Raw genomic sequence first — 17,140 nt, forward strand, 5'->3', positions numbered from 1 at the left:
CCTTACAGGCCCATCGTTACCAGAAGACGCCCACGGTCGCAGCTACCGCGAGCAGCATTTCCAGTACGACGCCCTCGACAACGTGCGCCGCCTCGAAACGGTATTTGCCGACGGCAGCGCCAACAACGTCACGCTGTTTGGCTACAACCCCGCCGACCTTACCCAGCTAATACACATCAGCCACAGCCGCCCCGATTACCCGGCACCAGTAACCCTGGAGTACGACGCTCTGGGCAATCTCAAACGCGACGAGCGCGGCAATCCGCTGCACTACGACGCCCTAGGCCGACTCATAGGGGTAACTCTGCCTACAGGCCAGCGTCGTTGGCACTATGGCCCGGGCGGCAAGATCATCAAGACCGAGGACGCAGCGGGTCCGCGTTGGCGCTACCACACCTCAGGCCAGCTCAGTTGTGAGGTGGGTGAAACCACCCAAACCCGCTGGGTCCGTGCCGGAGCGGTGCCGGTTGCCGAGAGCCGACTGGCCTCGGCTGTGCGCGAAGTCATGCTGCTGGGCACGGATGCCCAGGGCTCCATAACCACGCAAGCCAAAGACCAAATCCAGACCCCGGTCTACGGCGCCTACGGCCAGAGCACAACCGAACCCGGAGCCAGCCGATTGGGCTATGCCGGAGCCTTGCGTGAACAAGACACCGGCTGGTATTTCCTCGGCGACTACCGGATCTACAACCCGGTGCTGATGCGTTTTCACAGCCGTGACAGCCTCAGCCCTTTCGGGGAAGGCGGTCTTAATGGCTATGCCTACTGCGCCGGCGACCCGGTGAACCGCATCGACCCGTCGGGCCATGCGTGGACCGACTGGCTGTTACCGGCAGCGGGGCTCGTGCTGGGCATGATCGGCACCGTGGCATCGCTGGGCGCTCTGGCCGCGCCAGCTGCGGCCCTGACCGCCAGCTATGTGGCGGCGGTGACCACCGCGACCCTGAGTGTGGTGTCGCTGGCCGCAGACGTCGCCTCCATAGTCTTGCTGACCAGCGGCAATGAAAACGCAGGGCGGATTCTGGGCTATGTGGGCATGGCCACGGGCCTGGCATCGGCGGCGCCGTCGATTGCCAGTGCCGCTGCCAAAAAGGTCAAAGCATTCGGCATGGGCGTGGGCTCGTTGCAGGGCAGGCTGCAACATGCCGGGGGTGTTCCAGGAGGCGGTCGCGCATTCAATCCTTTGAGCCTTCAAACGCAAGCATCACGTGCTAGCGATCATGTTGAACTTTGGCAGGCGACTCGAGGAATGAACCCGGATGGCCCCATGAGAAATGTTATTGGCGCGATCAATCGCCACGCAATCGTTGATTCTCGTACGTTTAATGCCGCCAGAAGTTATGCAGCATCTAATCCCGTGCCGTTACGATTACCTGCCAACAATGTCCCTTCGGTAACCGTGCCGACGAGCGCAATAAACCCGCAACCCATTCCGTTTTTTGCCAATAATCCGGATTATGTGAATGAGGTCCGAATGATTGCCTCAAATCATCACCCGACTTACCTTCCTTCCAGTTTAAACGCAGCGGGGATTGATGCTAATTCGTTGATGATCACGTCACCCGAGGTCATGGCCGGATCCTACAATGGGAGTGCCTGGAATATGGCATGGAACTCGCCAGAGCTGATGAACATGCCTTATCCATATACCTACACGACGTGGGATCGTAGTTGGTTGCAAGGACTCAGCTCCGCAAATAACAACACTTGGTTTAATCACTTCATGATCGACTTCCGCCGGATGTAGCCTCTGTTGGGCCAAGTTACGCTTGGCCCAACACTTGATGCTCCACGCGCTTACACAGGCATGAACGTCAGGGTTCAAGGCCGCAGATACGCATCTGCGCGCCACATCAGACCGCCTGCGGCAAATTGAACGGCGTCACGATCTGCACCTGTGACGGCATGACCGGGCCGGCTTGGTATACCCGGTGAAACTGCAGGATGTGCAAAAACACCTGCCGGGCATCGACCTGCAGATTGTGATCAATGATCGCGGCCATTTTTTCTTCGACCAGCAACTGCCGGTTTTCTTCATCCAGATCATGCCCGATGAACACTTCCAGCGGTCGCCCAAGGGCCGCAAAAGCATCGACAATCGCCCGGTTTCCGCCCCCCACGCTATACACCGCCTTCACGCCCGGGTGCTGTTCCAGGGCCTGGGTCACGCGGGCAAAGGTCGGCCCGTAGACCCCAAGCCCTTCGCTGATGTCGAGCACCCGCAAGTGCGGCGCCCGCCCGCGCAGCCACATGCGAAAGCCCATTTCGCGCTCTTCCTCGCCACGAAAGCGCTCGCTGCTGATGACCACCGCAACCTCTTGCGCCGCCGCACCCAGCCAGCGTGACAGCAAATACGCCGCGGTTTGCCCGGCGTTGCGGTTGTCCATACCGACATAGGCAATCCGATTGCTCTGCGGCAAGTCCGTAGCCAGGGTCACCACCGGTATCCCGGCCGCCACCAACCGGTTGACCGCCAGGTTGATCGGCGGCTCATCGGCCGCTTTGAGCACAACCCCCTGGCTGCCCTTTTCAGCACAACGCCGGATCAGGTCGTGCATGGCCTGCGGGTCGATCTCTTCGAACAGATGAAAACGCGGCGAAATGCGAAACGGCGCCATGCTGCCCAACTGCGCCGTCATGGCTTCTTTAACCGCCTTACTGAAGCGCTCCGGGGTGTGCAGGATGACGTCGACATAAAAAGTGCGGCCCATCGCCAGGCCGTTTTTTTCCTGCGCTTCAAGCTCGCCCAGGGCCTGCTCGATACGCCTGCTGGTCTGCTGATGAAAACTGCCGCGCTGGTGCAGCACCCGGTCGACCGTGGCTTTGCTGACCCCGGCCTGAGTGGCAATTTGCTTGATCGAGAAACGCTTGGCACGGCTGAGCATGATGATCACGGACCTTTTTCTTGAGGTTTTTATGAGGTCTTTTCGGCCAGTTCTGAGGCTTGGCTGATGCTAGTCTCGGTTTCACGAGGTGTCACCCGACGATCTCGAAAACAATAAAAACCGCAGGAGCCCTTCATGTCTGAAGCCGATTTTTCCACTCAGTTCGCAGGCCGTTTTTTTGTCGTTACCGGCAGTACTCAAGGCCTTGGCGCAGCCGTTGCACACACCCTGGCGAGGCGCGGCGCAGCCGGGATGATTATCTGCGGGCGCAGCCGCGACAAAGGCGCCGAGCAGGTGCGCCAGCTGGCACAACTCGACTGCCAGGCCTTTTTTGTCGAGGCCGACATGGAGCGCGTCGAAGATTGCCGCGCCGTCATCGATGCCGCCCGCGAGCATTTCGGCACCTTGCACGGGCTGGTCAACTGCGCGGGCATGTCCGATCGCGGGAGCATTCTCGACACCTCGCCAGAGCTCTTCGACCGCATCTTCGCGGTCAATGTGCGGGCACCGTTTTTCCTGATGCAAGAAGCCATCAAATTGATGATCCGCCAGGGTGTGGAAGGCGCCATCGTCAATATCCAGAGCGTCAGCGGCCATGGCGGCCAGTCGTTTCTCTCGGCTTACTCAACTTCCAAGGGCGCACTCGCGATCCTCACCAAAAACGTGGCCTTCAGCACCCTGCGCAACCGGATTCGGGTCAACGGCCTGAACATCGGCTGGATGGACACGCCCCACGAAGACCAGATCCAGCGCCAATACCACGGCGCACAGGATGGCTGGCTGGCCGAGGTGGAACAGTCGATGCCGTTCGGGCGCCTGCTCAAGCCTGAAGAAGTCGCCCGCAGCGTGGCCTTTTTGCTCTCCGCTGAGTCGGGGATGATGACCGGCTCAGTGATTGACCTGGAGCAAGGGGTGATGGGCTGTGGTGACGGCTCGACCCCGCGCCCGGACGCCCCTTTGGCAGTGGGTGATGCATGACCGGCACCGAGCACTTCTCGATACCGACCCGCCGCTTCACGGTCTGGCAGCGCAGACCGGGCAGCAGTTGATGCTGCAGGCCCAGAATCAAGGCTGCTCGCATGAAGCGTGTGCGCAACAGATCAGCCTGATGCGCAGCAAGCGTCAGGCCTGATCGCCCTCAATTTCTCCCAGCGGAATGATCTGCGCGTTGCCATGCCGGACCCCGCGTTCGGCCATGATGTGCCGCGTCAGTTCCGAAACTTCGGCAATGCTGCCCTTGAGCACCGACACTTCCATGCACTTGCCCTGATCCAGATGCACATGCAGCGTCGACAGGGTCAGGTCATGGTGCTCATGGAAGGCTGTGTTCAGCCGTTTGGACAGTTCCCGGGTGCCGTGATCGTAGACATAACTCAAGGTGGCCACACAGGGATCCTGCGGGTTGCAGTTTTGCGGCTCCAGCAACCCGGCGCGCAATAAGTCGCGGATGGCTTCGGAGCGCCCCTGATAACCGTGGGTGCCAACCCGCTGGTCAATCGCAGTCAACAAGGCATCGTCCAGCGTGATGGTGACCCTCTGCATCTAATTGGCCTCGCAGTTATGATCTTTTGACATAGACTTCATACCCAATGAGTGGACAGGCCAGCGGCCATCAACCCGAGGGAGACGCAGTGTGGAGCAGTCATGGATGAAAAAACAACTTGCCATATGGATGTTTGGAGCCTGCCTGAGTGCTGGCATCAGCAGCGTATCAGCCGCAGAGCCGGCCCCTGTTCTCACCTATTCGTGGCCCACCAACGCCGGGCCGCTTGACCCCCGTGGCTACTCGCCGAACCAGATGTACGCCCAGTCCATGGTTTATGAACCCCTGGTGCGTTACACCGACAAAGGCACCCTCGAACCCTGGCTCGCGACCCGGTGGACCGTATCGCCGGACGGCAAGACCTACACCTTTACCCTGCGTGAAGGCGTGACCTTCAGCGATGGCAGCCCGTTCAATGCGGCCGCCGCCAAAGCCAATCTGGACGCTGTACTGGCCAACGGCAAGCGCCATCAGTGGATGGAACTGGTCTCCACTCTGGAAAGTGTCGAGGCACCGGACGAGCACACCCTGGTGCTCAAGCTCAAACACCCTTACTACCCGACCCTGATGGAGCTGGCGCAAGTGCGCCCGCTGCGTTTTGGCGCGCCGCACGCCAAGCCGGGTACTCCGGTGGGCACCGGGCCCTGGACCCTGGCGCAAACCCGGCGCGGCGAATACGACCGTTTCGAGCGTAACGAGCGCTACTGGGGGCCAAAACCGGCTTACGGCTCGGTGCTGGTGAAAGTCATCTCCGACCCCGACAGCCGCGCCATTGCCTTGCAGACCGGCGAGCTGGATCTGATTCAGGGCGCTGAAGGCGAAATATCTCCCGGGACCTTTGTGCGTCTGCGCGACTCAGGTTTCAACACCGCGATTTCCGCGCCACTGGCCACCCGCTCGGTGGCGATGAACACCGGCCTGGCCCCCACCAACGAACTGGCGGTGCGCCAGGCGATCAACCAGGCCGTGGACAAGGACACCATTATCGCCAAGATCCTGCACGGTCTGGAGCCGCGAGCCGACGCCCTGTTTTCCAACAACATGCCGTACACCGACCTTGGCCTCAAGGCCGCCCCCTACGACCCGCAACAGGCGCGCACAACCCTCGAGGCCGCCGGCTGGAAAACGGTTTCAGGCAAAGGCATACGCGAAAAAGACGGCCAGCCCCTGAGCATCGAACTGGTGTTTCTGGGCACCAGTGCCCTGCAAAAAAGCCTGGCCGAAATCATTCAGGGCGAACTGGCCAAGGTCGGGATCGAGATCAAGTTGCGGGCCGAGGAAGACGGCGCGCTGGTACAGCGTCAACGTGAGGGCCGCTTCGGCATGATCTTCGCCGACACCTGGGGCGCGCCTTACGACCCGCACTCCTTTGTCAGCTCCATGCGCTATGCCGGGCACGCTGACTACATGGCCCAGCGCGGCCTGCCGATGAAGGATGCCATCGACCACAAGATCGCCGAAGTGCTGGGCCAGACCGACGAGCAACAGCGGGCCGAGGGCTACCGCGAGATCCTCACCACCTTGCACGATCAGGCGGTGTATTTGCCGATCTCCTATCTGACCGCCATCAGCGTCAGCCGCAACAATGTGGGTAACGTTCAGTTCGGCAGCACGTTGTTCGATGTGCCGTTTGAAGTCATGCACCCAGCCACCGGGAAGCCCTGAGCCATGCTGCGCTATATCATTTTGCGTCTGGTACTGCTGATCCCGGTGCTGCTGGGGGTGTCGCTGATCGTGTTCATCCTCCTGCACCTGGGCAATGGCGACCCGGCCCTGGACTATCTGCGCCTGTCGCAGATCCCGCCGACCGACATCGCCCTGGCAGAGGCACGCCAGGCTTTGGGGCTGGATCGCCCTCTGCCCGAGCAATACATCAGCTGGCTGTGGAATGCCCTGCATCTGGATTTCGGCACCTCCTACATCACCGGCCGCCCGGTACTGGATGACCTGCTGTATTACCTGCCGGCCACTCTGCAACTGGGTGGCCTGGCGCTGCTCACCACCTTGGTCATGAGCATCCCGCTGGGCCTGGCCGCCGCGCGCTGGAAAGGCCGCTGGCCGGATCAGGTGGTGCGTTTCATCACCTTTATCGGCGTCTCGATGCCCAACTTCTGGCTGGCCTTTTTGCTGATCGCCCTGTTCTCCCTGTGGCTGGGCTGGTTGCCGCCGATGGGGCGTGGCGGGCCGCAGCACTTGCTGATGCCAGTCCTGGCCATCGCCCTGATGTCGATGTCGATCAACGCCCGCCTGCTGCGCGCCAGCCTGCTCGATGTGCGCCAGCACCGGCATGTGTTCTACGCCCGGGCCCGTGGCCTGAGCGAACGACGGGTGTGGCGCGACCATATCCTGCGCAATGCCTGGATGCCGCTGGTGACCGCCACCGGCATGCATATCGGCGAACTGTTGGGAGGGGCATTAGTGATCGAAACCATCTTCGCCTGGCCCGGCGTCGGGCGCTTTGCGGTCAGTGCCGTGCTCAACCGCGATTTCCCGGTGATGCAGTGCTTCACCCTGCTGCTCACCACTCTGCTGGTGCTGTGCAACCTGGTGGTGGACATCTGCTACGCCTGGCTCGATCCACGTACGCGTCTGTCGGGGGTGATGGCATGAGCACGTCAGCCATGGCCTTCACCGGCAAGAAACACGGGATGCGGGTCGGCTATCTACTGGTCGGCCTGCTGTTGTTGATGGCGCTGTTCGGGCCCTGGATTGCCCCTTACGACTCGACACTGGTGAGTCTGGATCAGCGCCTGTTGCCCGCCAGCGCCAGCCATTGGCTGGGCACCGACCATCTGGGGCGCGACGTGCTGTCACGCTTGATCGTCGGCACGCAGCTGTCGTTGGGCAGCGTGGTTCTGGTGCTGGGCCTGGTACTGATCATGGGCGTGGTGATTGGCGGGATTGCCGGGATTGTCGGCGGCAAGGTCGACATGCTCCTGATGCGCCTGTGCGACATGTTCCTGACCTTCCCGACGCTGGTGCTGGCGTTCTTCCTGATTGCGCTGCTGGGCACCGGCCTGACCAACGTGATCATTGCCATCGCCCTGTCGCACTGGGCCTGGTATGCACGCATGGTGCGCGGCATGGTGCTGGCCCAGCGTAACCGCGACTATGTACTGGCTTCACGGCTGGCCGGGGCCTCGCGCCTCACCCGCCTGCGCCAGCACGTAATGCCCAACGTCGTAGGGCAATTGCTGGTCCTGGCCTCGATGGATATCGGCCACATGATGCTGCACGTCTCGGGCCTGTCCTTCCTGGGGCTGGGCGTCAGCCCGCCGACTCCCGAATGGGGCGTGATGATCAACGATGCCAAAGAATTTATCTGGACCCAGCCGCAGCTATTGCTGTGGCCCGGGCTGATGATTTTCATCTCGGTCATGGCCTTCAACCTGCTGGGCGACGCACTGCGCGACCAGCTTGACCCCAGCGTGCTGGCGGAGATCAAGGAATGAAACATACCCTGGCAATACGCGATCTAACTCTCAAGCACCGGCAACGTACCCTGGTCGACAGGGCCAACCTGACCCTCAAGGCCGGCGAGGTACATGCCCTGGTCGGGGCCAGCGGCTCGGGCAAATCCCTGACCTGCCTTGGCATCCTCGACCTGCTGCCGCCCGGCGTGCACAGCAGCGGCGCCAGCCTGTTGCTGGACGGGCAAAAGGTAGAGGCCGCCAGCCTGCGCGGACGTGAAGTGGCACTGGTGCTGCAAAACCCGCGCAGTGCTTTCAACCCGGTCCGCTCCCTGCGCCAGCACGCTCTGGAAACCCTGCAGGCGCGATCCATACAGGGAGCCGAAGCCGAGCGACTGATCCACGCCACCCTGCTCGAGGTCGGCCTGTTTGACGGCCAGCGAGTGCTCGACTCATTTGCCTTCCAGCTCAGCGGCGGCATGTTGCAACGGATGATGATTGCCCTCGCGCTGCTCGCCGACAGCCGCTTCCTGCTGGCCGACGAACCCACCAGCGATCTCGACGTAGTGGCGCAGGCGCGCTTTCTGGACCTGCTTGAACGACTGGTTGCACAGCGTCATCTCGGGGTGCTGCTGATCACCCATGACATGGGGGTCGTGGCCCGCTGCGCCGATCAGGTAACGGTGATGGCCCACGGCCGGATTGTCGAGCAGGCCGATGTGCATACCCTGTTCCATGCCCCACAGAGCCAGGAGGCGCGCACTCTGCTTGCCGCGCACCACTCGTTGACGATGGAGAACTGCCCAGCATGAGTTTTATCCAGGTACGCAACCTCAGCCACGGCTACACCGCTGGTGGAATGTTCAGTAAACGGCATCGGGTCCAGGTGCTCAACCAACTGAATCTGGACCTGCCCGAGGGCCAGAGCCTGGGTCTGCTGGGGGGCAGCGGCAGCGGCAAAAGCACCCTCGCCCGCCTGCTGATGGGCCTGGAAACACCCGACCAGGGCAGCATCCACTTCAACGGCCAGGCCTTGCAGGGCACCAGCCCGCAATTTTTGCAAAAGGTGCAGATGGTCTTTCAGGATGCCCTCAGTGCCTTCAACCCCCAGCGCAGCATTGGCTGGAGCATCGCCGAACCGTTGCGCCACCTGTCAGGCATGGACAGCGAGGCGTGCCAGGCCCGGGTCGGGCAACTGTTGCAGCAGGTCAAACTCGAGCCGGGTGACATCGACAAACTGCCCGCGCAACTCAGTGGCGGACAACTGCAAAGAGCCGGGATCGCCAGAGCCATGGCGGTTGGCCCGCAGTTGATAATTCTCGACGAAGCACTGTCCAACCTTGACCGGGTGCTGCAGGTGCAAATTCTCGACTTGCTCACAGAAGTGCGGCGCGAATCCGGGACCGGGTTCTTGCTGATCACCCATGATCTGAGCCTGGTCCGGCGCTTTTGCCAGCGGGTAGTGGTATTGGCTGACGGCATGCTGGTGGAGGACCGGGAAGTGACACCAGGGATGCACTTTGAGCATCCCGAGGCGCGCACCCTGCAAGAAGCCGTACTGCCGGCAATGCCCAGAGCCCGGCAGGTCACCGCACGCACGGTCGGCGCGTAGTGGCTGACGAGGCTGCGATAAGGAGCGCAGGGCCTTAAACCTGCGGGTCTGCTGCGCAGCCCATCGCAGCCTCCTTCCTCGTCAGCGACTACAGGCTGGCGCTCAGGTCCCGCTTTTCACCTTGCTCCATAACCGGGTGCGGATACGCTCCAGTTTGAGTGCAAGGGGCTGCAGCGGGAACAAGGTCGCCATCACCGCCTCGGTCGGGTAAATATCAGTGTCATCGCGAATGTTTTTGTCCACCAGCTCCTTGGCATCCAGGTTGCCATTGGGGTATTTGAGGTGGTTAGAGGTCTGTGCGATCACTTCGGGGCGCAGCATGTAATTGATAAACGCCAGCCCTTGTTGCGGGTTGGGCGCATCATTGAGCAACACCATGTTCTCGATCCAGATCGGCGCCCCTTCGCGAGGGATGCTGTAGCGAATGGTGCGACCATTGCCAGCCACTTGCGACGCGGTCTTCGCGTCCTGCACCCCGCCTGCCCAACCCACCACCACGCAGACATTGCCATTGGCCAGGTCGGTGATAAACCGGGACGAGTCAAAGTAGCGAATATACGGCCGCACCTTGAGCAACAATGTCTCGGCCTTCTGGTAATCCTGGGGGTTACTGCTGTTTTGAGGCAGGCCAAGGTAATGCAGGGCAATGGAAATAATATCGCCGGAGGCATCGAGCATGGCCACGCCGCACTGGCTCAGTTTGCTGATGTTTTCTTCCTTGAAGATCAGGTCCCAGGAATCAACCGCAGCGTCAGGTCCGAGAATCGCCCTGACCTTGTCCGCGTCATAACCAATGCCCGTGGTGCCCCACAGATACGGCACCGCATAGCGGTTGCCGGGGTCATTGTTTTGCATCTTCGCCAGGATGGCCGGGTCAAGGTGTGGCAGGTTGGGCAACTGCGAGCGGTCCAGCGCCTGCAGCACCCCGGCTTTTATCAGGTTGGGCAGCACATCGTTGCTGGCAACCACCACGTCGTAACCGCTGCCCCCCACCATGAGTTTGCTCTGCATGACATCGCTGCTGTCGAACACGTCATACACCGATCCGATGCCGGTTTGGGCCTGGAAATTCTTCATCGCATCCGGGGCGATAAAGTCGTACCAGTTGTAGACATGCACCCGGGTATCAGCCGCCTGCACCTGGGCCAGCCCCACACTCAACAAAGTCGCCAGGGCCCATTTAACGCTGCACTTGGTCTTCATCCTGCGACTCCAGTCAACAGCTCGCGGCGCCCGTCTGCGTGGTTGATCTGTTCGCCGGCAAGCAACAGACGGCGGTCCTGGAGATAGTCGTAATCACGGCGGGCAGCCTTGAGCTGATCCAGCTCCAGCGCCACCCCCTGACGCAGCTCTTCGCGCCCGGCCTCAAACAGCACCCGGCCAAACGGATCGACCACTGTACTGGCGCCGGCAAATACCAGACCGTCATCCCCTGCCCCGACGCGATTGACCATCACGGCAAAGGCCTGGTTCTCCTGGGCCCGCGCCATGATCGCAGTACGATGTACCGGACCGTAGGGGTCCATGTTGCCGTTGGTGACGATAATCAGATCAACCCCCAGTTGTGCCAGCGCACGGCTGGTTTCCGGAAATTCGATGTCGTAGCAAATCAGCAGGCCGATGCGAATCCCGCGCCATGACACCGTGGCAAAACGATCGCCGGGGCAAAAATCCCCGCGTTCGGTTGGCCACAGGTGCGTCTTGCGATAAGCCAGCGCAATGCCCTCGGGGGTCACCAGCACCGAGGTGTTGTAGTAAACACCGTCGTGCTTTTCGGCTATGCCCACAACCACCGAAACATCGCGTTCGCGCACGGCCTGCAAGACCTTTTGCAGGCTCGGGCCATGCAAGGGTTCAGCCACGCGCGCCAGCTCACCGGCGCCGACAAAGCCGCTCAGATGCGTCTCGGGGAACACCAGCAGCTCGGTGTCGGCATCACAAGTGGCGATGGCATTGAGGGTACGCGTCAGGTTATAAGCGGTGTCGCCATCACGGCCTGCCAGTTGCATCAGTTCAATCTTCATCTCTGATCCTTGCACGGGGGATGAGCCGAGTATGGAACGCGCTATCGCGCCAATAAATGACATCGATGGGGTAACCCCCACTAGGTAGAAAGATGAGTCTGACACTGCAGGATGTGGCCTGGCATGACGCGATGGGCCGCATTATCGAAACCCTCGACCGTCCCAATTTCTGGACCGCGCTGGTGCGCTTACTTGCCAACTACGTGCCCGTGGACAACTGGGTGGTGCTGATTTACGGCGCCGGCAAGCCCCGGGTGCTGGCCGAATCCCCCGGTGAAGACGGTGCTGTGGACCCGCTGTTCCAGGACTACCTCAAGGGCCTGTACCTGCTGGACCCGTTCTACATCGCCAACCGCGAGTCTCTGCAAAGCGGGTTGTTCCGCCTGCAGGACGTGGCCCCGGAATGCTTTGAGCAGACCGACTACTACCAGCGTTATTTCCGCCTCAACATCGTCACCGACGAAGTACATATCAACCTGCAACTGGACAACGAGCGCACCCTGAGCCTGTCCCTGGGCAGTCAGCGCCGGTTCAGCCTGGAGCAGACCGCCCTGCTGGGGCTGGTACGGCCGTGGGTCGCGGCGCTGATGCGGCAACGCCTGCTGTTTGAACGCGAACCCGGTGAGGCGCCGGAGCTTGCGCCCAACTGGCAGGACCGCCTGGAAGCAGCCACTGCGCAGTTGAGCTCGCCCCTGACTGCCCGGGAGATGGAGGTGGGACGGCTGTTGCTCAGTGGCTGCTCGAACAAGGAGATCGCCCGCAAACTGGCTATCTCTGCCGAGACCGTGAAAGTGCATCGCAAACACATGTACGCCAAGCTGGGGATCAAGTCCCAGTCGGAACTGTTTTCCCTGTTCTTGCAGGCGCAGGAATCACTGTAGGAGCGAGCTTGCCTCGCGATGCCTGCAGCGGGCAAAGCCTGAGCCAGCATGTCGATGCTGGCGCTGCGCGCCAGATCGCAGCCTTCGGCAGCGACTACAGGTGGCCATCCACCCAACATATTTTTCCGCCAACTCGGCGAGATGTTTTGTTACATTCATCCGCTTCTGACTCTCACACACCTGCAAAGGAATGCCTTGCACAATGGATTTTTCACTCAAGCAACTGGCCGCAGCAACCCTGATGATGGCCAGCCTCACAGCGTTCACTGCGCCAGCTCTGGCCAATATCACCCCGCAACAGAGCGAGATCATTCTCAAGTCCTTCAGTGATAAATCGGTTACGGATTTCAGGCAGTTCCTGAGTAGCCTGGCCAAGAGCGATCTGGCTAAAACCGATGACCTGGGACCTGCGATCAATGCCTTTCTCGACAACAAAACCCTGACCACCGACCAGCAGAACGAGATCTATCGCCTGCTGGGTCTGTATACGCGGATCAAGTACGGCAGTGCAGCCACCCAGACCCTGATCGAACTGGTGGCCATTCCAACGGTAAACGTGGAGGGCGTACCCACCCACAAAAACCCGGAATTCATCAAGATCGGCGACAAGATCAGGGACCTGGCCAAGGCCTTCAACCTCAACTATCGCAACGTTGATGGCCGGGTCTACGAGATTTCCCTCGAAGGCAAAGGCGATGAAGTGGTAGGTATCCACGCCCATGCCGACGTAGTGCCCGTGAGCCCGCAGAATTGGGTGTTGAAAGACGGCACCCGGCTTGACCCGTTCAAAGTCACCCTGATCGGCGACCGCATGTACGGGCGCGGCACCGAAGATGACAAGAACGGCATCGTGGTCACGCTGTACGCGATGAAGGTGATCAAGGAAGAAAATCTGCCACTGGCGCGCAATTTCAAGCTGCTGGTGGACACCACAGAAGAAACCAGCGGCGACGCCATTCCTTACTACTTCGAACGCAACCCCACGCCCAACTACAACCTGGCGCTGGATGGCGGCTACCCGGTGGTCATTGCCGAGAAAGGCTACGGCACGGTGATGGCCAACTTTGCACGGCGCCAAGCTGAAGGCCAGGGCGCAGAAATCACCTCGCTGACCGGCGGCCTTGCCACCAACCAGATCCCCTCGACATCAGTCGCCACCTTTGTCACTGACAAGCCTGCCGAGCTGGCTGCCAGCCTGCAAAAAGCCGGCACTGAATACGTCAAGCGCAACGGTGACAACTTCCAGGTGAGCGCCAATGTGGTCGGCAAGGATGTCGTGCTGACCGTGACCGGTGTTTCCGCCCACTCCTCCAAACCCGACTCCGGGGTGAACCCGGTGGCGCGCATGCTGGACTTCATCAACAGCCTCGAAGGTCAGGTTGCGCTCAAGCACAACCACATCACTGACGCTGCCCGTTATGCAGCCGACAACTGGGGCCTGGATTATCTGGGTGGCAAGTTGGGGATCGGTTTCTCCGATGACTTCATGGGGCCGCTGACCACATCTCTGACCTATGTCGGGATGGACGACAACCGCTTCAAACTCGCGGTCAACCTGCGTGTGCCCAAGGGTGAATCCCCTGAGGCGCTAAAAGCCAAGATCACCGAAAAACTCACGCAGTGGAGCAAGAGCAACCATATCCCGCTGACCCTCGAGACCTCCATTGCCGAGCCGATGTACCGCAACCCTGAAGGCGAATGGGTCAAGGCACTGCTGGCGGTGGCCACCGAAAACCTGGGCATGGAACACAAGTTCGGCGCGTCCTCGGGGGCAACCTCGGTCCATGAGCTGCCCAATGGTGTGCAATTCGGCCTGGCGATGCCGGGCGTCAAATACACCGGTCACAACGACAACGAGTTCAAGACAGTGAACCAGTTCATGCTCGACTTGCAGATCGTGACCGAAATGATGGCGCGCATCGGCCAGCTGCCTAACCTCTGACACGCCTCTGTGGGAGCTGGCTTGCCTGACACTGCGCGCCGCTACCATCGCCAGCAAGCTGGCTCCCACAGGTTTACTCCTGTGCACCCCGGCTTGCCCGCCCCTCTGTAGGAGCGAGCTTGCTCGCGAGCTTTTTATCGAGCCCATCTTGATTACCAAGTGAGCGCGGTATTCTTTAGAAGCTCGCGAGCAAGCTCGCTCCTACGGGGTTATGAGGGGCTCAGGGCTGCCAGCCTACTTTGGCCAGGGCGCCAAGCAGGCGCTCGGGCTTGAGTGAAAACGCCTGGCTGGCACAGCCCTTGAGGTCTGTGGCAGCCAGCATGGCATTGAGAATGGCCTCTTCCACCGCGTCTGCGGCAGCCACGAACAGCGGCGAGATGTAATCGTTATTGACCATTTGCAACCCGGTAGTCGGTGCCCCGGGGTGTCCAAAATTGGCCGCCGGCAAATTGCTGTTGCCCACTGAAAAAGCAATGAATATATCGCCACTGGAGTCCTCGGTGCCCCCGCCAACACGTGCCAGCCCCACACTGGCCCGCTGTGCCAGCCGGGTGCATTGATGCGGCAACAAAGGCGCATCGGTCGCGATGGTGATCACGATCGAACCCATGCCCGGCTCGCCGACATTGACCTCGCCCTTGAACGGCGACGGCACATCATCCAGCACTCTGCCGACCGGATACCCCGCCACCCGCAGCGCTTCACGCACCCCGTAGTTGGCCTGTACCAGGGCGCCAACGGTCCAGCCACCCTGCTCCGCCGTCAGCACCCGCGAAGAGGTACCAATACCGCCTTTGAATTCGTGGCAAATCATGCCCGTACCGCCACCCACATTGCCCTCCTGAACAGGGCCGCAAGCTGCATCCTGCAGCGCCAGTTGCACATGCTCGGCGCGCACGTGCTGACCCCAGATGTCATTCAAGGTGCCGTCGTAGGTTTCCAGCACCACAGGCATGCACCAATACGTATGCTTCTTGCCCATTTCACGTTCGGCGGCCACCAGCGCATCGCGCACCACACCGACGCTGTGGGTGTTGGTATAGGCAATGGGTGTGGTCAGCAAACCGGCTTCGCGAATCCACTCCAGACCGGTTGCGTCACCGTTGCCGTTCAACACATGGACCCCGGCAAAACACGGCTGCAAATGCGCCGCACCGGCACGCGGCTCGATCACGGTGACACCGGTATGGATGGAAGTTTCGGCGGTTTCGACATTCAGCGTGTGATGCCCGACCCGCACACCCGGTACATCGGTGATTGCGTTGTAAAGGCCCGGGGTGCCCGAGCCAATGGTTACGCCAAGCTCACGGATACGCATCGTTCTGCTCTCGCTATCGTCAATAAAGTGCGCCCAGTGTAGGAACCCGGGCAACACTTGACGATACCCTCCATTCACTACCCCGAAGGGGGTATGAAGGCAGATCCGGGCCGTTATTTGTCCGACTTGATACTGGTCCAGGCCCGCGTGCGTACACGCTCGAGTTTCTGCGGCAGCGGCTGCACCACATAGAGGTTTTTCAGGGCCTCGCTGGTCGGGGTCAGGTCCGGGTTACCGGTTATGTCCTTGCTGATCAAAGGCAGTGAATCTTTGTTGGCGTTGGGATAACCGAGAAAGTCGCTGATCGGGGCAATGACCTTGGGGTCCAGCAGGGTGTTGAGAAACTCATGGGCCTCGGCGACATTCTTCGCGCTTTTAGGGATGGCAAAGGTATCAAACCAGATGGGCGCGCCTTCTTTAGGCAGACGCCAGTCAACCACCACGCCATTGCCCGACTCTTTGGCCCGGTTGCCGAACTGGTAGAAGCTGCCGGAATAACCGATGGCCACGCAGATGTCACCGTTGGCAATGTCGGTCATGTACTTGGCCGAGTTGAAATAGGTGATGTAAGGACGAACCTTCAACATCAGTTCCTTGGCTTTTTCATAGTCGGCCGGGTTCTGGCTGTTCGGGTCCAGCCCCAGATAATGCAGGGCCAGTGGCAAGATCTCCGAGGGTGAGTCGAGCATGGCCACGCCGCAGGACTTCAGTTTTTCCATGTTCTCGGGCTTGAACACCAGGTCCCAGCTGTCTACCGGTGCGTTGTCGCCCAGTGCGGCCTTGACCTTGGCCGGGTTGAAACCGATCAGCACGGTGCCGTACATGTAGGGCACTGCGTACTGGTTGCCGGGGTCGTTGGTCTGCAACAGCTTGAGCAAGGCCGGGTCTTGATGCTGCCAGTTGGGCAGTTTGGATTTATCCAGTTTCTGAAACACCCCGGCCTTGATCTGAGTGTCGAGAAACTGGTTCGACGGCACCACCAGGTCATACCCCGAGTTGCCGGTCAGCAGTTTGGCCTCCAGGGACTCGTTGGTATCAAAGGTGTCCCAGATCACTTTGATCCCGGTTTGTTTGGCGAAGTCCTTGGGCACATTCGGCAGGATGTAGTCCGCCCAGTTGTACACCCGCAATTCGCGCTGTTCGGCCTGTACGGCACTGGCCAGCAGGGTCAGCCCGCAGAGGCCGGCCCCCAGTAAGCGTTTGATTGTGTGCATGCGTGAGTTCCCCGAAGTCGGCGTGAGATCGATAGTTTTTATGTTCTGTACACGGCAGCGGCCTGCAAATGGCCAAGGGCAAGCTGGGCAAACTTTCTTGTTATAGGGCGGGTGCTTTTGATTCTTGCCGACAGCCCTGGCGCAGCACAGTGGGAGACAGGCCAAAAGGGGACAGTTATGGCCAATGTTTATGTCCGGATCCAGCCGTTGGTGTTGCTACAGCAACTGTTGCCACAGCAACAGCGGATCAGCAAATACCTGCCACGACAACAGCAAGCGCCTGCTCAGCCCCTGTATTCAGGGGTTTGGCC

The 17,140-nt window shown here is 60.6% G+C and carries 16 protein-coding genes; 10 read left to right on the forward strand and 6 right to left on the reverse strand.

Annotated features, from left to right (window positions below; translation table 11 throughout):
• Positions 1-1,747, forward strand: a 1,747-nt coding sequence (locus ACP7BO_RS21745) for an RHS repeat-associated core domain-containing protein (RefSeq protein ID WP_426212708.1), incomplete at its 5' end; no start/stop codon positions are given.
• A 106-nt stretch (positions 1,748-1,853) separates the two neighbouring features.
• On the opposite strand, the gene ACP7BO_RS21750 is transcribed toward ACP7BO_RS21745, so the two are convergent.
• Positions 1,854-2,885: a LacI family DNA-binding transcriptional regulator gene (locus ACP7BO_RS21750; RefSeq protein ID WP_426212789.1), complete on the reverse strand. Its 1,032-nt coding sequence runs from the start codon at positions 2,883-2,885 to the stop codon at positions 1,854-1,856.
• Between the two features lie 135 nt (positions 2,886-3,020).
• On the opposite strand from ACP7BO_RS21750, the gene ACP7BO_RS21755 reads away from it, so the two are divergent.
• The gene (locus ACP7BO_RS21755) at positions 3,021-3,863 is read left to right on the forward strand and encodes an SDR family oxidoreductase (RefSeq protein ID WP_426212710.1); all 843 of its coding nucleotides are present in this window, start codon (positions 3,021-3,023) and stop codon (positions 3,861-3,863) included.
• Positions 3,856-4,017: a hypothetical protein gene (locus ACP7BO_RS21760; RefSeq protein WP_426212712.1), complete on the forward strand. Its 162-nt coding sequence runs from the start codon at positions 3,856-3,858 to the stop codon at positions 4,015-4,017. The genes ACP7BO_RS21755 and ACP7BO_RS21760 overlap by 8 nt, the downstream gene beginning before the upstream one ends.
• On the opposite strand, the gene nikR is transcribed toward ACP7BO_RS21760, so the two are convergent.
• Positions 4,008-4,427 carry a nickel-responsive transcriptional regulator NikR gene (nikR, locus tag ACP7BO_RS21765; protein ID WP_060691795.1) on the reverse strand — a complete coding sequence of 140 codons (420 nt, stop codon included), beginning with the start codon at positions 4,425-4,427 and terminating at the stop codon, positions 4,008-4,010. The two genes, ACP7BO_RS21760 and nikR, sit on opposite strands and share 10 nt — an antisense overlap.
• A 106-nt stretch (positions 4,428-4,533) precedes the next feature.
• On the opposite strand from nikR, the gene nikA reads away from it, so the two are divergent.
• From nikA to ACP7BO_RS21790, 5 genes are read left to right on the forward strand one after another with little or no spacing between them, the layout of a single operon-like run.
• Positions 4,534-6,093 carry a nickel ABC transporter substrate-binding protein gene (nikA, locus tag ACP7BO_RS21770; RefSeq protein ID WP_426212714.1) on the forward strand — a complete coding sequence of 520 codons (1,560 nt, stop codon included), beginning with the start codon at positions 4,534-4,536 and terminating at the stop codon, positions 6,091-6,093.
• Positions 6,094-6,096: 3 nt separating this feature from the next.
• The gene (gene nikB, locus ACP7BO_RS21775) at positions 6,097-7,038 is read left to right on the forward strand and encodes a nickel ABC transporter permease subunit NikB (RefSeq protein ID WP_397456503.1); all 942 of its coding nucleotides are present in this window, start codon (positions 6,097-6,099) and stop codon (positions 7,036-7,038) included.
• A complete protein-coding gene (nikC, locus tag ACP7BO_RS21780; RefSeq protein WP_426212716.1) occupies positions 7,035-7,880 on the forward strand; it encodes a nickel ABC transporter permease subunit NikC in 846 nt (281 codons plus the stop codon). Before nikB ends, nikC begins: the two co-directional genes overlap by 4 nt.
• The gene (locus ACP7BO_RS21785; RefSeq protein ID WP_426212718.1) at positions 7,877-8,650 is read left to right on the forward strand and encodes an ATP-binding cassette domain-containing protein; all 774 of its coding nucleotides are present in this window, start codon (positions 7,877-7,879) and stop codon (positions 8,648-8,650) included. The genes nikC and ACP7BO_RS21785 overlap by 4 nt, the downstream gene beginning before the upstream one ends.
• A complete protein-coding gene (locus ACP7BO_RS21790; protein WP_426212720.1) occupies positions 8,647-9,450 on the forward strand; it encodes an ATP-binding cassette domain-containing protein in 804 nt (267 codons plus the stop codon). The genes ACP7BO_RS21785 and ACP7BO_RS21790 overlap by 4 nt, the downstream gene beginning before the upstream one ends.
• Positions 9,451-9,552: 102 nt before the next feature.
• On the opposite strand, the gene ACP7BO_RS21795 is transcribed toward ACP7BO_RS21790, so the two are convergent.
• Together ACP7BO_RS21795 and ACP7BO_RS21800 are read right to left on the reverse strand one after the other, a co-directional pair.
• Complete coding sequence (locus ACP7BO_RS21795; protein WP_426212722.1) at positions 9,553-10,653, reverse strand: polyamine ABC transporter substrate-binding protein; 1,101 nt, start codon at positions 10,651-10,653, stop codon at positions 9,553-9,555.
• Positions 10,650-11,474, reverse strand: a complete 825-nt coding sequence (locus ACP7BO_RS21800) for a carbon-nitrogen hydrolase family protein (RefSeq protein ID WP_426212724.1) — start codon at positions 11,472-11,474, stop codon at positions 10,650-10,652. Before ACP7BO_RS21800 ends, ACP7BO_RS21795 begins: the two co-directional genes overlap by 4 nt.
• A 92-nt stretch (positions 11,475-11,566) precedes the next feature.
• On the opposite strand from ACP7BO_RS21800, the gene ACP7BO_RS21805 reads away from it, so the two are divergent.
• Together ACP7BO_RS21805 and ACP7BO_RS21810 are read left to right on the forward strand one after the other, a co-directional pair.
• A complete protein-coding gene (locus ACP7BO_RS21805; protein ID WP_397456500.1) occupies positions 11,567-12,355 on the forward strand; it encodes a response regulator transcription factor in 789 nt (262 codons plus the stop codon).
• Between the two features lie 202 nt (positions 12,356-12,557).
• Positions 12,558-14,297 (forward strand): dipeptidase, encoded by a 1,740-nt coding sequence (locus ACP7BO_RS21810; protein ID WP_426212727.1) that lies wholly within the window; start codon positions 12,558-12,560, stop codon positions 14,295-14,297.
• 220 nt (positions 14,298-14,517) lie between these two features.
• Here the strand turns inward: ACP7BO_RS21810 and ACP7BO_RS21815 are convergent, their stop codons facing one another.
• Together ACP7BO_RS21815 and ACP7BO_RS21820 are read right to left on the reverse strand one after the other, a co-directional pair.
• The gene (locus ACP7BO_RS21815) at positions 14,518-15,615 is read right to left on the reverse strand and encodes a P1 family peptidase (RefSeq protein WP_426212729.1); all 1,098 of its coding nucleotides are present in this window, start codon (positions 15,613-15,615) and stop codon (positions 14,518-14,520) included.
• A 113-nt stretch (positions 15,616-15,728) separates the two neighbouring features.
• Entirely contained in the window at positions 15,729-16,829 is a 1,101-nt protein-coding gene (locus tag ACP7BO_RS21820; RefSeq protein ID WP_060691778.1) for a polyamine ABC transporter substrate-binding protein, read from the reverse strand.
• Positions 16,830-17,140 lie beyond the last annotated feature (311 nt).

It is taken from the genome of Pseudomonas sp. TWR2-1-1, assembly GCF_049897045.1.
Taxonomy (GTDB): Bacteria; Pseudomonadota; Gammaproteobacteria; order Pseudomonadales; family Pseudomonadaceae; genus Aquipseudomonas; species Aquipseudomonas versuta.

What these genes read in the sequence shown, in the direction of transcription:
- ACP7BO_RS21750 (WP_426212789.1), bottom strand. Translation starts at nt 2,885, where the DNA reads ATGCTCAGCCGTGCCAAGCGTTTCTCGATCAAGCAAATTGCCACTCAG.
- ACP7BO_RS21755 (WP_426212710.1), top strand. Translation starts at nt 3,021, where the DNA reads ATGTCTGAAGCCGATTTTTCCACTCAGTTCGCAGGCCGTTTTTTTGTC.
- ACP7BO_RS21760 (WP_426212712.1), top strand. Translation starts at nt 3,856, where the DNA reads ATGCATGACCGGCACCGAGCACTTCTCGATACCGACCCGCCGCTTCAC.
- nikR (WP_060691795.1), bottom strand. Translation starts at nt 4,427, where the DNA reads ATGCAGAGGGTCACCATCACGCTGGACGATGCCTTGTTGACTGCGATT.
- nikA (WP_426212714.1), top strand. Translation starts at nt 4,534, where the DNA reads ATGAAAAAACAACTTGCCATATGGATGTTTGGAGCCTGCCTGAGTGCT.
- nikB (WP_397456503.1), top strand. Translation starts at nt 6,097, where the DNA reads ATGCTGCGCTATATCATTTTGCGTCTGGTACTGCTGATCCCGGTGCTG.
- nikC (WP_426212716.1), top strand. Translation starts at nt 7,035, where the DNA reads ATGAGCACGTCAGCCATGGCCTTCACCGGCAAGAAACACGGGATGCGG.
- ACP7BO_RS21785 (WP_426212718.1), top strand. Translation starts at nt 7,877, where the DNA reads ATGAAACATACCCTGGCAATACGCGATCTAACTCTCAAGCACCGGCAA.
- ACP7BO_RS21790 (WP_426212720.1), top strand. Translation starts at nt 8,647, where the DNA reads ATGAGTTTTATCCAGGTACGCAACCTCAGCCACGGCTACACCGCTGGT.
- ACP7BO_RS21795 (WP_426212722.1), bottom strand. Translation starts at nt 10,653, where the DNA reads ATGAAGACCAAGTGCAGCGTTAAATGGGCCCTGGCGACTTTGTTGAGT.
- ACP7BO_RS21800 (WP_426212724.1), bottom strand. Translation starts at nt 11,474, where the DNA reads ATGAAGATTGAACTGATGCAACTGGCAGGCCGTGATGGCGACACCGCT.
- ACP7BO_RS21805 (WP_397456500.1), top strand. Translation starts at nt 11,567, where the DNA reads ATGAGTCTGACACTGCAGGATGTGGCCTGGCATGACGCGATGGGCCGC.
- ACP7BO_RS21810 (WP_426212727.1), top strand. Translation starts at nt 12,558, where the DNA reads ATGGATTTTTCACTCAAGCAACTGGCCGCAGCAACCCTGATGATGGCC.
- ACP7BO_RS21815 (WP_426212729.1), bottom strand. Translation starts at nt 15,615, where the DNA reads ATGCGTATCCGTGAGCTTGGCGTAACCATTGGCTCGGGCACCCCGGGC.
- ACP7BO_RS21820 (WP_060691778.1), bottom strand. Translation starts at nt 16,829, where the DNA reads ATGCACACAATCAAACGCTTACTGGGGGCCGGCCTCTGCGGGCTGACC.